The sequence below is a fragment of the Streptomyces sp. NPDC048002 genome (genome assembly GCF_040653275.1).
Taxonomy (GTDB): Bacteria; Actinomycetota; Actinomycetes; order Streptomycetales; family Streptomycetaceae; genus Streptomyces.
The window spans coordinates 21722-36531 of sequence record NZ_JBEZNL010000040.1; the positions used below are offsets into that span (position 1 = coordinate 21722).

13 protein-coding genes are annotated in these 14810 nt (G+C 70.6%); 3 read left to right on the plus strand and 10 right to left on the minus strand.

Annotation, left to right across the window (positions count from 1 at the left end):
• Positions 1-58: 58 nt before the first annotated feature.
• A complete protein-coding gene (locus AB0E07_RS32885) occupies positions 59-1336 on the plus strand; it encodes an MFS transporter (RefSeq protein ID WP_362260313.1) in 1278 nt (425 codons plus the stop codon).
• Positions 1337-1491: 155 nt separating this feature from the next.
• Positions 1492-2496, plus strand: coding sequence for a sigma-70 family RNA polymerase sigma factor (locus tag AB0E07_RS32890; protein WP_362260315.1), 1005 nt, complete (start codon positions 1492-1494; stop codon positions 2494-2496).
• Here the strand turns inward: AB0E07_RS32890 and AB0E07_RS32895 are convergent.
• Positions 2389-2775 carry an STAS domain-containing protein gene (locus AB0E07_RS32895; protein WP_362260317.1) on the minus strand — a complete coding sequence of 129 codons (387 nt, stop codon included), beginning with the start codon at positions 2773-2775 and terminating at the stop codon, positions 2389-2391. The genes AB0E07_RS32890 and AB0E07_RS32895 overlap by 108 nt on opposite strands.
• A gap of 191 nt (positions 2776-2966) precedes the next feature.
• Between AB0E07_RS32895 and AB0E07_RS32900 the strand changes: the two genes are divergently transcribed.
• A complete protein-coding gene (locus AB0E07_RS32900; RefSeq protein WP_362260319.1) occupies positions 2967-3890 on the plus strand; it encodes an AEC family transporter in 924 nt (307 codons plus the stop codon).
• Between the two features lie 7 nt (positions 3891-3897).
• On the opposite strand, the gene AB0E07_RS32905 is transcribed toward AB0E07_RS32900, so the two are convergent.
• The 9 genes from AB0E07_RS32905 to AB0E07_RS32945 form a co-directional block, all read right to left on the minus strand.
• Complete coding sequence (locus AB0E07_RS32905; RefSeq protein WP_362260321.1) at positions 3898-4482, minus strand: Uma2 family endonuclease; 585 nt, start codon at positions 4480-4482, stop codon at positions 3898-3900.
• 96 nt (positions 4483-4578) lie between these two features.
• On the minus strand, positions 4579-5856 hold the full coding sequence (locus AB0E07_RS32910) for a thymidine phosphorylase (RefSeq protein ID WP_362260323.1): 1278 nt from the start codon (positions 5854-5856) through the stop codon (positions 4579-4581).
• Positions 5857-5947: 91 nt separating this feature from the next.
• Complete coding sequence (locus AB0E07_RS32915) at positions 5948-6340, minus strand: cytidine deaminase (protein ID WP_362260325.1); 393 nt, start codon at positions 6338-6340, stop codon at positions 5948-5950.
• Positions 6337-7614, minus strand: coding sequence for an ABC transporter permease (locus AB0E07_RS32920; protein WP_362260327.1), 1278 nt, complete (start codon positions 7612-7614; stop codon positions 6337-6339). Before AB0E07_RS32920 ends, AB0E07_RS32915 begins: the two co-directional genes overlap by 4 nt.
• The gene (locus tag AB0E07_RS32925) at positions 7611-8732 is read right to left on the minus strand and encodes an ABC transporter permease (RefSeq protein ID WP_362260329.1); all 1122 of its coding nucleotides are present in this window, start codon (positions 8730-8732) and stop codon (positions 7611-7613) included. Before AB0E07_RS32925 ends, AB0E07_RS32920 begins: the two co-directional genes overlap by 4 nt.
• Positions 8732-10300 (minus strand): ABC transporter ATP-binding protein, encoded by a 1569-nt coding sequence (locus AB0E07_RS32930; RefSeq protein ID WP_362260331.1) that lies wholly within the window; start codon positions 10298-10300, stop codon positions 8732-8734. Before AB0E07_RS32930 ends, AB0E07_RS32925 begins: the two co-directional genes overlap by 1 nt.
• A gap of 209 nt (positions 10301-10509) precedes the next feature.
• On the minus strand, positions 10510-11559 hold the full coding sequence (locus AB0E07_RS32935) for a BMP family ABC transporter substrate-binding protein (RefSeq protein ID WP_362260333.1): 1050 nt from the start codon (positions 11557-11559) through the stop codon (positions 10510-10512).
• Between the two features lie 361 nt (positions 11560-11920).
• Positions 11921-12973: a BMP family ABC transporter substrate-binding protein gene (locus AB0E07_RS32940; RefSeq protein WP_362260335.1), complete on the minus strand. Its 1053-nt coding sequence runs from the start codon at positions 12971-12973 to the stop codon at positions 11921-11923.
• Between the two features lie 362 nt (positions 12974-13335).
• Positions 13336-14550 (minus strand): M20 family metallopeptidase, encoded by a 1215-nt coding sequence (locus AB0E07_RS32945; protein WP_362260337.1) that lies wholly within the window; start codon positions 14548-14550, stop codon positions 13336-13338.
• Positions 14551-14810: the final 260 nt, after the last annotated feature.

Consider the following 14810-nt stretch of genomic DNA (forward strand, 5'->3'; position numbering starts at 1 on the left):
CGATTATGACGATTCCATGCATTGGACGGATCAGTAAGCACGTCCGTAGGTTCGAAGCATGTCTCCCGCCAGTACCGGGGCGTCCACCACCGTGGGCGCCGCACCCTCCGTCCCTGCCTCCGACTCCCGTCTGACTCCCGGCGGCCCCGGCTACCGCCGGATGAGCTTCGCCCTCTTCCTCGCCGGTGTGGCGACCTTCGCCCTGCTCTACTCCACCCAGGCGCTGCTGCCCCTGATCTCCGGCGACTTCGGGGTGACGGCCGGCGAGGCGAGCTGGACCGTGGCGGCGGCGACCGGCGGTCTGGCCCTGTTCGTCCTGCCGATGAGCGCGCTGTCGGAGCGCTGGGGCCGCCGCACGGTGATGACCGGCTCGCTCGCGGTCGCGGTGACCGTCGGACTGCTGGTCCCTTTCGCGCCGAACCTGACCGCCCTGGTCGCGCTGCGCGCGGTGCAGGGCGCGGCGCTGGCGGGGCTGCCGGCCTCGGCGACGGCGTACCTGGCCGAGGAGGTCCGTCCGAAGGCGCTGGTCACGGCGATCGGCCTGTTCGTGGCGGGCAACAGCGTGGGCGGGATGAGCGGCCGGGTCATCACCGGCTGGGTCGCGCAGGAGTGGGGCTGGCGGGTGGCCGTCGGCGCGATCGGCCTGCTGGCGGTGGGCTGCGCGGTGGCGTTCCGGCTGCTGCTGCCGGCGCCGCGGCACTTCGTGGCTGGTTCGCTGCGGCCGCGGGTCCTCGCCCGTACCGTCCGCGACCACCTCGCGGACCCGCTGCTGCGGCGTCTGTACGCGATCGGCGCGCTGTTCATGACGGTGTTCGGCGGCGTGTACACGGCGATCGGCTACCGCCTGACGGAGGCGCCGTTCGGACTGGCGCAGGGCGTCGTGGGCTCGATCTTCCTGGTGTACCTGGTGGGCACGGTGTCGGCGTCGACGGCGGGCCGTCTGGTGGGCCGCCTCGGCCGCCGGGGCGCCCTGTACGCGGCGGGCGGCACCACGGCGGCCGGTCTGCTGCTGTCCCTGGCCGACTCGCTGCCGCTGGTGCTGCTGGGCCTGGTGCTGATCACGGCCGGCTTCTTCGCGGGTCACGCGGTGGCCTCGTCGGCGGTCAGCAAGACGGCGACGCACGGCCGCGCCCAGGCCTCGGCGCTCTACCAGTCGGCGTACTACATCGGTTCCAGCGCGGGCAGCACGGTCGGCGCCCTCGCCTTCCACGCGAGCGGCTGGGCGGGCACGGTCGGGGTCGGACTGCTGGCGGTGGCCGGCGTCGTCACGATCACCGTGTTCGGCACGCTGGCGGCGGCCCGCGTGCGGCAGGACCGGCTGGCGACCGCCGCCTGAGCCGCCCCGGGCCTTGGTCCACCCTCCCCGACTCAGCGCCCTGACCTGCTTGTTCTCCGGCTCCGGGGGCCATTGTCAGTGGGCTGCGGTAGCTTCCGAAGTGCTGGACGCAATGAGGCGTACGACACAGGCACGGCCACAGGGGTGGGTGGACGATGAGCGACACGGCGACGACGACGGACCTGGACGCCACACTGGAGCGGTACCGGACGGAACTGACCGGGTACTGCTACCGCATGCTCGGCTCGTCCTTCGAGGCCGAGGACGCGGTGCAGGACACGCTGGTCCGGGCGTGGCGGAGTTACGACAAGTTCGAGGGCCGCTCCAGCGTCCGTTCCTGGCTGTACCGCATCGCGACCAATGTGTGCCTGGACATGCTGAACGCGGGCAACAAGCGGGCCCGGCCGATGGACCTGACCGAGTCCACGCCGCTCGCCCGCGCCGCGCTCTCCCCCCGCCCCGACCACACCTGGCTGGAGCCGATGCCGGACGCCCGTGTGCTGCCGACCGTGCAGGACCCCGCGGAGGCGGCGGTGGCCAAGGAGTCGGTGCGGCTGGCGTTCATGGCCGCCCTCCAGCAGCTGCCGCCCAAGCAGCGCGCGGTGCTGATCCTGCGCGAGGTGCTGGCGTGGCGGGCGAGCGAGGTCGCCGAACTGCTCGGCACCTCGGTCGCCTCGGTCAACAGCGCCCTCCAGCGGGCCCGCGCGACGCTCGCCGAGCGGGAGCAGCAGGGCGCCGACGCCGCGGTGTCCGACCCGCTGGACGAGGAGCAGCAGAAACTCCTGGAGCGGTATGTCGCCGCCTTCGAGGGGTACGACATGACCGCGCTGACGGCGCTGCTGCACGAGGACGCCATCATGACGATGCCGCCGTTCGACCTGTGGCTGACCGGCCCGGCGGACATCACCGGCTTCATGACGACGCTCGGCGCGTCCTGTGCCGACTCCCGGCTGCGGCCCGTCCAGGCCAACGGTCTGCCGGGCTTCGCCCACTACAAGCCGGACGAGGAGAGCGGCGGCCACACCGCGTGGGCGGTGCAGGTGCTGGAGATCTCAGGCGACCGGATCACCGGGTTCCACTGCTTCCTGGACACCGAGCGCTGGTTCCCTCTGTTCGGGCTGCCCCTCCACCTCGAAGCGGAGGCCGACCAGGTCCAGTAGGCCGGGCAGGGCCGGGTCGGGGTCGCGCAGGCGTATCCGGCCGCCGCGGCGGCGGGCGGTCAACTGGAGCCGGGCGAGCAGGTCGACGTGGGCGAGCCCCGGCGGGCCGAGCCCTCCCACGTCGCACACCACGACGCGGGCACCGGGCGGCTCCAGCAGCGCGCGCACGACATCGCACCACCCCGTCACGTCGTCCTTGGTGACGGGGCCGGTCAGCACGAGTACCGCGGGTGTCATGGCGTCCACGAGCGGTAGACCGGGCGGGTGGGCGGAACTCATCGCGGTTCGGTCCAGGACCGCGACCCGCGCCTGGCTCGCGGGCTCGGGGCGCGCGGCCCGGGGCGCGCGGCTCGCGGCTCGCGGCTCCGGCGAAGATCACATTGACCTGCCTCCCGCCCGCCCCGGAGGGTTGGGTGTATGCCCCATGAATCAGCGCCCGCGCCGTCGCCGTCCGCCGCCGAGGGGGCCTCGTGCAGGGGGTGCTGACCGGGTTCGCCGTCATCGCGGTGGTGATCGCGGTGGGCTACGGCATCGGCCGCCTCGGCCTGCTCGGCGAACACGGCCGTGAGGTCCTCACCAAGCTGGCCTTCCATGTCGCCTCGCCCGCGCTGCTGTTCACCACCCTCGCCGGGACCGACCTGTCGGTGATCTTCTCCAGCCGGCTGCTGGTGACCGCGCTGAGCACGGCGGCAGCGGCGGGCGTCTTCGTCGCGGTGGGTGCCGTACGGCGCTGGGGCGTGGGCCGCACCACGATCGGCGCGCTGTGCTCCAGCTACGTCAACTCCGGCAACCTGGGCATCCCGATCGCGGTGTACGTCCTCGGCGACGCCTCGCTGGTGGCACCGGTGCTGCTGTTCCAGCTGGTGGGGGTCACCCCGGTCGCGCTGACGATTCTCGATCTGTCGGGCGGGGGCGGCGCCAAGGGCCCGCTGTGGCGCCGGCTGATCACCCCGCTGCGCAATCCGATCGCGGTGGGCTCACTGGCCGGGGTGCTGGTCTCGGCGACCGGGGTACGGGTCCCCGCGCCGGTCCTGGACCCGCTGACGCTGATCGGCGGTATGTCGGTCCCGGCGGTGCTGCTGGCCTTCGGCATCTCCCTGTGCGGCAGCACCCTGCCCGGCCGGGGCCCGGACCGGCATCCGGTGCTGCTCTCGGTGGCGTTGAAGGCGGTGGGCCAGCCGGCGGCCGCGTGGGCGCTGGCGGCGGGCGTGTTCGGCCTGCGGGGCGCTCCCCTGCTGGACGTGGTGGTGACCTCGGCCCTGCCGGCCGCCCAGAACCTCTACACGTACGCGTCGCGCTACGGCGTGGGCGAACGGCTGGCCCGCGACTCCATCCTGCTGTCGACGATCGTGTCGGTGCCGGTCCTGGTGGCCGTGGCGGCGGTGCTGGGGTGACGCCGGGTCAGTCGAGGGGGAACTCGGCGGTGTCGATGACGACGTCGAAGGGCGCGGGGAGCTTGAGGGACTCGCCGAACTTGGCGACGCTCAGCAGACGGTAGACATCGCCGTCCGGCTCTCCGTACAGCGTGGCGGAGGGACCTTCGGGAGCCCAGCGGTCGACGAGCAGGTAGAAGGGGATGCCGGCCGCCGCGTAGGCCGCGGGCTTGCTGATGCGGTCGTGGCGGGCGTTGGACCTGGACGTGACCTCGACGACGAGTTCGGCCAGGGCCGCCGGAATGTGGCTGTCTGACTCCGTGTGCTCCTGCACCGGCGCCACGACGAGGTCCGGGATGAACATGCCGAGTCGCGAGGGCACGGCGATGGACAGGGTCTGGAAGATCCCCCAGTCGTCGGGGATCACGGTGTAGAGGCGACGCTGAATGCGGTCCGTGATCACGTTGTGGCGGTACGCGGGCGAAGGTGACACGGTGATGATCCCCTCGATGATCTCCACCTTGCTGCCCTCGGGCCATTCCATCTCCTCCCAGAACCGGACGAGGTTGTCCCAGCTCTGCTCGGGGTCCTGGCTGATGGTGAGTGCGCTCATGGCGGTCTCCTAATCGGTGCGTCACCGATCCCAGCATGCCGAACGGGACCGGTGCAGGTCCACCGATCCCGTTCACCCGAAGGGGGAAATCCCAGGTCAGGCGATACGTTCCAGCACCACCGGCGAGGCGGTGAAGGCCGTGCCCGGGGCGGCGATGTCGTAGGAACCCTCGACCGACTTGATGGCGTACTCGAAGCGCTCGGGGGTGTCCGTGTGGAGGGTGAGCAGGGGCTGGCCCTCGGTCACGGTGTCGCCGGGCCTGGCGTGCAGCTCGACGCCCGCGCCCGCCTGCACCGGGTCCTCCTTGCGGGCGCGGCCGGCGCCGAGGCGCCAGGCGGCGACGCCGATGTCGTAGGCGTCCAGACGGGTCAGGACGCCCGAGGACGGGGCCTTGATGACGTGCTGCTCGCGGGCGAGGGGCAGCGCGGCGTCCGGGTCGCCGCCCTGCGCGGCGATCATGCGGCGCCAGACGTCCATCGCGGAGCCGTCGGCGAGGGCCTTGGCCGGGTCGGCGTCGCGGATACCGGCCGCGTCGAGCATCTCGCGGGCCAGGGCGACGGTCAGCTCGACGACGTCGGCGGGGCCGCCGCCGGCGAGGACCTCGACGGACTCGCGGACCTCCAGGGCGTTGCCCGCGGTGAGGCCGAGCGGGGTGGACATGTCGGTGAGCAGGGCGACGGTCCTCACACCGTGGTCGGTGCCGAGGCCGACCATGGTGGAGGCCAGTTCCCGGGCGTCCTCGATGGTCTTCATGAAGGCGCCGGTGCCGACCTTGACGTCCAGGACCAGGGAGCCGGTGCCCTCGGCGATCTTCTTGGACATGATCGAGGAGGCGATCAGCGGGATCGCCTCGACGGTGCCGGTGACGTCCCGCAGGGCGTAGAGCTTCTTGTCGGCCGGGGCGAGGCCGTCGCCGGCGGCGCAGATCACCGCGCCGGTGGTGTCCAGGACGTTCAGCATCTCCTCGTTGGAGAGCAGCGCGCGCCAGCCGGGGATCGACTCCAGCTTGTCCAGGGTGCCGCCGGTGTGGCCGAGGCCGCGGCCGGAGAGCTGCGGGACGGCCGCGCCGCACGCGGCGACCAGCGGGGCGAGCGGGAGGGTGATCTTGTCGCCGACGCCGCCGGTGGAGTGCTTGTCGGCGGTCGGGCGGGACAGCGAGGAGAAGTCCATGCGCTCGCCGCTCGCGATCATCGCGGCGGTCCAGCGGGCGATCTCCCGGCGGTTCATGCCGTTGATCAGGATCGCCATGGCGAGCGCGGACATCTGCTCGTCGGCGACCTCCCCGCGGGTGTACGCGTCGATGACCCAGTCGATCTGCTCGTCGCTCAGCTCGCCGCGGTCCCGCTTGGCGCGGATGACGGAGATGGCATCCATGGCGATGGTGTCCTTCCGGAAGTTCAGGGAAGTGCACGGCCCCTCGCGAGTGACTCGGAGGGGCCGTACGGGAATGACTCGGCTACGCCGACTACTTGGCGAGGTGCTCCGGGCCGAAGGCCTGCGGGAGCATCCGCGACAGCGGCAGGACCCCCTCCGGGGTCTCCACCAGCAGCTCGGCGCCGCCGAACTCGTAGAGCAGCTGGCGGCAGCGGCCGCACGGGACCAGGATCTCGCCGCGGCCGTCCACGCAGGTGAAGTGCGTGAGCCGGCCGCCCCCGGTGCGCTGGAGCTCCGAGACCAGACCGCACTCGGCGCAGAGGCCGAGCCCGTAGGAGGCGTTCTCCACGTTGCAGCCGGAGACCGTACGGCCGTCGTCGACCAGGGCGGCGACGCCGACCGGGAAGCCGGAGTAGGGGGCGTAGGCGCGGCTCATGGCCTCGTGCGCCAGCTCCCGCAACGCGTCCCAGTCGACCTCGCTCACTTGCCCTGGCCCTTGCGGTAGGGCAGGCCGTCCGCCTTCGGCGGCCGCAGGCGCTGCGCGGACAGAGCGAGCACGACCAGCGTGATGACGTACGGCGTGGCGGAGACGACCTGGTTGGGCACCTCGTTGGTGCCCGCGTACCAGGCGCCGATCAGCAGACCGACGACCAGGGTGATGCCCGCCTTGGTGTACTTCTTCCGCACGGCCAGCCAGATCGCTCCGATGATCAGCAGCAGCGAGCCGAGCAGCAGCAGGGCGTGGACGTTCTCCGAGCCGCCGCGCAGGTTGAGGCTGTCGGTGTAGCCGAAGAGGAACGCGCCGATGGCGAGGCCGCCCGGCATCCAGTTACCGAAGATCATCGCGGCGAGACCGATGTAACCGCGGCCGCTGACCTGGCCCTCCAGGTAGAAGGGGTTGGCCACGATGGAGAGGAAGACACCGCCGAGGCCGGCCAGACCGCCGGAGATGATGACGGCCAGGTACTTGTACTTGTAGACGTTCACACCGAGGGACTCGGCCGCGACCGGGTTCTCACCGCAGGAGCGCAGCCGCAGGCCGAAGGCCGAGCGCCACAGGATCCACCAGGTGGCGGGGATCAGCGCGATGGCGATCAGGGTCAGCCAGGAGACGTTGGTGACCAGTCCGCCGAGCAGACCGGCGATGTCGGAGATGAAGAACCAGCCCTGGTTGTTGAGATCGCGCAGCCCGTCCGACAGCCCCGGCACGGTGAAGTGGCCGAGGGAGTCGACCGCCGGGGACTGCTTGGCGGAGCCGCCCGGGTGACCCTCGAAGGCGAGGGGCGCGAGGTAGCGGGTGATGCCGAGGGCGAGGATGTTGATCGCCACACCGGAGACGATGTGGTTGACGTTGAAGGTGACCGTGGCGATGGCGTGCAGGATGCCGCCGATGCAGCCGCCGATGATGCCGACGACGATGCCCGTCCACGGGCCCCACTGGAAGCCGGCCCAGGCACCGAACCAGGTGCCGAAGATCATCATGCCTTCGAGGCCGATGTTGACGACGCCGGCCCGCTCGGCCCACAGACCGCCGAGACCGGCGAGGCCGATCGGCACGGCGAGCTGGAGCGCGGTGGACATCTGGCTGACGTTGGTGATGCCGTCGGCGCCGGTGATGATCCGGACGAGCGAGGTCAGCGCCAGGGCTCCGGCGATGACCAGCAGGAGGACGGGCCACGACATACGGCGGCCGGTGGGCGCCGTGGGCTGGAGCGTGGGCTGGTTGACGTCGACCGCCGAGGTCTGCGGGCTGGTCATCGGCCGGCCACCTCCTTCGTGTTGTTGTCGGAGCCGAGGACGTGACCGGCGGCCAGTTCCGCGCCGACCCGGCGCTGCTGGCGGCGCAGGCCCCACTCACGGACGGCCTCGTAGGAGACGACGACCGAGAGCACGATCAGGCCCTGCATGATGACCGCGATCTCCTTGTCGTAGTCGTGGAAGTCCAGCTCGGGCGAAGCCTTGTCGAGCCAGGCCCACAGCAGGGCGGCGAACGCGATGCCGACCGGGCTGTTGCGGCCGAGCAGGGCGATGCCGATGCCCAGGAAGCCGATGCCGGTGGGGAAGTTCAGGCTGTACGTGTGGGTGTCGCCCATCAGGATGGGCAGGCCGGCCAGACCGGCGATGGCACCCGAGAGCAGCATGGCGGTGAGCACCATGCGCTTGGGGTCGACACCGCTGGCCGCGGCGGCGGACTCCGAGGCGCCGGAGGCGCGCAGGTCGAAGCCGAAGCGGGTGCGGTTGAGCGTGACCCAGTAGCCGATGCCGAGCAGGACGGCGAGCAGGACCAGGCCGTAGATCTCGCCGGCGTCGCCCATGTCGAAGCCGGGGATCCAGCCGGACTCGTTCATCTCGCCCGTGGTGTTGTTGTTGCCGACCTTCACGCCGAAGACGTCGGGCAGCCACAGGTAGGCGATGACGGAGGTCGCGATGGCGTTGAGCATGATCGTCGCGACGACCTCGCTGACGCCCCGGGTGACCTTCAGGACACCGGCGATGCCGGACCAGAAGGCGCCGGTGCACAGCGCGGTCAGGATCAGCAGCGGCACCTGGAGCGCGGCCGGCAGGTCGGCGTGCGCGCCGACGATGGCGGTCATCATGGCGGCAAGCTGGTACTGGCCGTCGACGCCGATGTTGAACAGGTTCATCCGGAAGCCGATGGCCACCGCCAGGGCCGCGATGTAGTACATCGAGGCCTGGTTGATGATCAGCACCTGGATGTCGGAGTAGGTGGCCTGCTCGAACATCAGGGTGTACGGCTCGACCGGGTTCTTGCCGGACGCGATGAGCACGATCGAGCTCAGCGCGAAGGCCACGGCGAGCGCGATGACCGGACCGGCCACCGCGAGGAGCAGGCGCTCCTTGTCGAACTTCTTCATCAGCGGGCCTCGTCTTCGCCGTGCTCGGAGGAGCCGGGGGCGGCTTCGGGGGTTTCTTCGTGCTCCAGGTGGCCGGTCGCGGCGCCGGTCATCGCCGAGCCGAGCTCCTCCGGGGTGACGGTGGCCGGGTCGGCGTCCGCGACCAGCTTGCCGTTGTAGATCACCCGGAGCGTGTCGGACAGGCCGATGAGCTCGTCCAGGTCGGCGGAGATCAGCAGCACGGCCAGGCCCTCGCGGCGGGCCTCGCGGATGTGGTCCCAGATCGCGGCCTGCGCGCCGACGTCGACACCGCGGGTGGGGTGGGCGGCGATGAGGAAGCGCGGCTTGTGGCTCATCTCGCGGCCGACGATCAGCTTCTGCTGGTTGCCGCCGGAGAGGGAGGCCGCGGTGACGTCGATGCCCGGGGTGCGGACGTCGTACGTCTCGACGATGCGGCGGGTGTCCGCCTGCGCCGCCTTCGGGTCCAGCCAGACGCCCTTGGCGTTGGGCTTCTCGGTGACGTGGCCGAGGATGCGGTTCTCCCAGAGGGGGGCCTCCAGGAGCAGGCCGTGGCGGTGCCGGTCCTCGGGGATGTAGCCGATGCCCTGCTCGCGGCGCTTGCGGGTGGCCCAGGAGGTGATCTCCTCCTCGGCCAGCTTGATGGTGCCGGAGTCGGCGGGCTTGAGGCCGATGAGGGCGTCCACCAGCTCGGTCTGGCCGTTGCCCTCGACGCCGGCGATGCCCAGGATCTCGCCCGCGTGGATGGTGAAGGTGATGTCGTCCAGCAGGGCCTTGCCGCCGGGGGCCGCCAGGCGCAGCTTGTCGACGGTGAGGACCGGGCGGTCGGTGACCGTGGACTCGGCGGTCTCCGGGGTGGGCAGCTCGCTGCCGACCATCATCTCGGCGAGCTGGCGGGGGGTCGTCTCGGCCGGGACGGCCGTGCCGACGGTGGTGCCGCGGCGGATGACGGTGATCTCGTCGGCGACGGAGAGCACCTCGCCCAGCTTGTGGGAGATGAAGATGACCGACAGGCCCTCGGACTTCAGCTCGCGCAGGTTGTCGAAGAGCGCCTCGACCTCCTGCGGCACGAGCACGGCCGTGGGCTCGTCGAGGATGAGCGTGGTGGCGCCGCGGTAGAGGACCTTGAGGATCTCCACGCGCTGGCGGGCGGCGACGCCGAGTTCCTCGACCAGGACGTCGGGGCGGACCCCGAGGCCGTAGCGGTCGGAGAGTTCCTTGATCTTGCGGCGGGCCTTGGCGCCGATGCCGTAGAGGTTCTCGCTGCCGAGCGCCACGTTCTCCAGGACCGTGAGGTTGTCGGCGAGCATGAAGTGCTGGTGGACCATGCCGATGCCGCGCGCGATGGCGTCGGCCGGGGACGAGAAGGTGACCTGCTCGCCGTCGATCGCGATCGTGCCCTCGTCCGGCTTCTGCATGCCGTAGAGGATCTTCATCAGGGTCGACTTGCCGGCGCCGTTCTCGCCGACGAGGGCGTGCACGGTGCCCTTGCGGACGGTGAGGTGGATGTCGTGGTTGGCCACGACGCCCGGGAATCGCTTCGTGATCCCGGCGAGCTCGACGGCGGTCACCTGACCGTTGACCGCCGCGCCGGCCGGAGGGCTGCTGGACGCGTTGATGGCGCACTCTCCTGGGGACGGGGGTCGTCTACGCGCGTAGCGCCCCTACGGCATACAAAGGGGCGACGCATCGCTGACAACGGGGTACGGGGAGACAGCCTCCCCGTACCCCGTTGAGCGGACGTAACCCCGCGGTTACACGCTGCTCAGGGTGTTGCTCTTCAGCTGCTCTTGACCTTGATCTCGCCGTTGATGATCTTCTCCTTGGCCGTGTCGATGGCTTCCTGGAGCTTGGCGTCGTCGGCGAACTCCGGGTTGGAGTTCGCCAGGCCCACCTCGCCGGACTTCAGATCGCCACGAACGATACCGGTCTCGGGCTTGCCGTCCTCGACCGACTTCGCCAGGTTGTAGACCGCCTTGGCGACGTCCTTCATCGCCGAGGTCAGGATCGAGTCCTTGTACTTGGCGAGGGCTTCCTGCTGGTACTGGTCGGAGTCCACACCGATGGCCCACACCTGGTTGGCGGCGGCGGCCTCGATGACACCCTGGCCGGAGAGACCGGCGGCCGCGTAGACGACGTCCGCCTTCTTCTCGATCTGGCCCTCGGCGGCCGACTTGCCCTTGTCGGGGCTGGAGAAGCCGCCCTCCTCCGCGGTCTGCGTGAGGTACTGGGAGAGCACGGTCGCCTTGGGGTTGGTGTCCTTGACGCCCTGCTCGAAGCCCGCCTGGAACTTGTGGATCAGCGGGATGTCCACGCCGCCCACGAAGCCGACGACGTTCGACTTGGTGCTCTTGGCGGCGGCGACGCCGGCCAGGTAGGACGCCTCCTCCTCGGAGAAGACCAGGTCCGCGACGTTCTCCGACTCGACCGTGGAGTCGTCGACGATGCCGAAGGTGGTGTCTGGGAACTTCTCCGCGGCGCCCTTCACGGCGGCGGCGTAGGCGTAGCCGACGCCCACGACCGGGTTGTAGCCCTGCTTGGCGAGCGACTCCAGGCGCTGCTGCTTGTCCGCGTCCGTCTCGCCCTCGGTGGGCTCGACGTCCTGCGTCTCGTAGCCGAACTCCTTCTTCGCCTGCTCCAGGCCCGCGTAGGCCGCGTCGTTGAAGGACTGGTCGCCCTTGCCGCCGACGTCGTACGCGATGGCCAGGCCCTTGTCGCCCTTCGACTCGGACGAGCCGCCCTCGGTCGAGGTGCCGCCGCAGGCGGAGAGAGCGAGGGCCAGAGAGGCGGTCGCTGCGCCTGCGACCGTGATCCGGGAAATCCGGCGCATGTGAGGTGCTCCTAGTCGTGCTGACGTGGCCGGGGAAATGCGCGTGGGGGTCTCCCGCACTTCTCCGGGTTCGCCCAGCGCCGGACGGTTCACAGCTTCGACGCTGGCTTCGCCGCAGATTAACGCGCGTAGACCTGCCTGAAAACCCCTTCTGTCCACCTTGTTATGCGGCCGTGCCCAACGCCACGCCGCCACGGCCCGGTCTCTCGCCGACCGCGAGCGGAAGGTGGCGGTGGGTGATCCTCCACGGCTCCACGGCTCCACGGCTCCACGGCTACGCCGAAGCGGGCGGGTGTCCTGGACACCCGCCCGCTCCCTGCTGTTCCACCGGTCCGCCGGCGTTACGCCGACGGAGTGGCGGTCACTCCGTGTTGACCTTGATGGTCCCGGCGATGATCTCTTCCTTGGCCTTGGCCACGGCGTCCGTGAGACCCGCGATCTCGGCCATCTTCGGGTTGCTCTCGGCCAGGCCGACGCCGTCCACCTTCAGGTCGAAGGTCTGGACACCGGTCAGCGGCTTGTCGTCGTGCACGGACTCGGCGAGGGCGAACACCGCGCCGCCGACGTCCTTCAGCGCGGAGGTGAGGATGTAGTCCTTGTACGCCGCGAGGGCTTCCTGCTGGTACTGGTCGGAGTCGACACCGATCGCCCAGACCTTCGCCTTCGCGGCGGCCTCGATGACACCCTGGCCGGACAGACCGGCCGCCTGGTAGATAACGTCGGCGTTCTTCTCGATCTGGCCCTCGGCGGCGGCCTTGCCCTTGTCGGGGCTGGAGAAGCCGCCCTCCTCGGCGGTCTGGGTCAGGTACTGCGAGACGACCTTGACCTTCGGGTTGGTGTCCTCGACGCCCTGCTTGTAGCCGGCCTCGAACTTGTGGATCAGCGGAATGTCCACACCGCCCACGAAGCCGACCGTGTTGGTCTTGGTGGCCTTGGCGGCGGCGACACCGGCGAGGTAGGAGGCCTCCTGCTCGGCGAAGACCAGGGAGGCGACATTGTCGCCCTCGACCACGGAGTCGACGATGCCGAAGGTGGTGTCGGGGTACTTGGAGGCGACGGCCTCCATCGCGGGGCCGTAGGCGAAGCCGACGCCGATGACCGGGTTGTAGCCCTGCTTGGCGAGGGAGGCCAGACGCTGCTCCTTGTCGGCGTCCGTCTCACCCTCGGTGGGCTCGATGTCGGCGGTCTTGTAGCCGAACTCCTCCTGGGCCTTCTCCAGACCGGCGTACGCGGCGTCGTTGAAGGACTGGTCGCCCTTGCCGCCGATGTCGTACGCGATGGCCAGGCCCAGCTCCTCCTTGGTGGAGCTGCTGCTGTCGCCGCTGTCGCTGCTGGTACCACCGCACGCCGTGGCGGCGAGCGCGATCGACGCGACCCCCACCGCGACACGGGTCAGTTTGGATATCCGACGCATCGTGAAGTTCCCCATTCTCCAAAAGCCCCGCAGTGGGTGCTGAGTTCGGCGACATTAACGCGCGTAGACACTCCTGGGAACGGGGTATCGCGTGGCCGTTATCCATTCGTGCCGATGGCCGGTTACGTCCCCGTGAACCACCGGTTCGAAAGGTGCATTCCGTGACATCGGCGCGCATGTCCGAGCGCCATGGGGTCAGACTCCCCCCGTCGCCGTCCGACCGCAACCGGAACGGTGCGGTGGGTTTGCCGCGGGGGTTGTGGGGCGGGGGGTTGTGGGGCGGGTGCGGGGCCGGTGGGGGCTTGTCGCGCCGTTCCCCGCGCCCCTGGTCGCCCCTGGCGGGGCGGGGCGCGGGGCGGGGGCTACAGGTCGATCAGGGCTGATGCCGTGAAGAGTTCTACGCCTACCGTGATCGCGTGTTCGTCGACGTCGAAGTCGCCCTGGTGGAGGTCGCGGACCGTGCGCTCGCCGGGGGTGCGGACGCCGAGGCGGGCCATCGCGCCGGGGACGCGCTCCAGGTACCAGGAGAAGTCCTCGCCGCCCAGGCTCTGCTCGGTGCCCTCCACGGAGTCGGCGCCGCGGCGGGCGATCATGGCGTCGCGCAGCAGCTCGGTGACACCGGGGTCGTTGACCACGGGCGGCACGCCCCGGACGTAGTTGATCTCGGACTTGGCCCGGTGCAGGTTGGCGACCTCGTCGATCGCGGCGACCACGATGTCGGGCGCCTGCCGCCAGGCGTCGAGGTCCAGGCAGCGCACGGTCCCGGAGAGCTCGGCGTGCTGCGGGATGACGTTGGGGGCGTGCCCGGACTCGATCCGGCCCCAGGTCACGGCGAGTCCGCTGCGGGTGTCCACCCGGCGGGCGACCAGCGCCGGCACGTCCGTGACCACCCGGGCGGCGGCGGTGACCAGGTCGGTGGTCAGGTGGGGGCGCGCGGTGTGGCCGCCGGGGCCGTCCAGGGCGATCTCCAGCCGGTCGCAGGCGGAGGTGATGGCGCCCTCACGGATGCCGATCCGCCCCGCGTCCACCCGGGGGTCGCAGTGCACGGCGACGATCCGGCCGACGCCCTCCAGCACCCCGCACTCGATGGCGTCCGCGGCACCGCCGGGCAGCACCTCCTCGGCGGGCTGGAAGATCAGCCGCACCGGGCGCGGCAGCAGGCCCTGCCGGTGCAGCTCGGCGAGGACGAGTCCGGCGCCGAGCACCACGGTGGTGTGCACGTCGTGGCCGCAGGCGTGGGCGCGGTCCGGCACGGTCGAGCGGTAGGCGCAGTCCGTCTTCGCGTCCGGGATGGGCAGCGCGTCGATGTCGGCCCGCAGGGCGAGCGCGGGCAGCCCGTCGTCCCAGTTGCCGATGTCGCAGACGAGTCCGGTCCCGACCGCGAGCACCCGCGGACGCAGCCCCGCGCGCTCAAGGCGCTCCTTGATCGCCGCGGTGGTGCGGAACTCCTGGTTGCCGAGCTCGGGGTGCATGTGCAAGTCGCGACGGAACGCGACGAGTTCGGCACGCAGCGACTCGGGCAGCGTGCCGGGAAGCAACGCTTCCCCCGGGAGGTCGGCCTCGGACTCTACGGACATCAATTGCTTCACCCTCTGAAGGGTAGGACGCCCGGGTGGCCAACTGACCCACGATCAACAAAAGTTCAGCCCGTTAGGGGAAGAAAATCTGGCCGCCAGACGCATAGACGTGGTCTGGGACGGGTAAACTCACCCACTTTTCGAGCAAGTCGATCACGATCACCCGTCCGCTCTCCTACTCAACCCTTACCACGCCCCGCACAGCGGCGTCGGTCCTGTTCACCTTTCGGAACGCGGAGTCGAGTCTTCCTCCAGTGTCC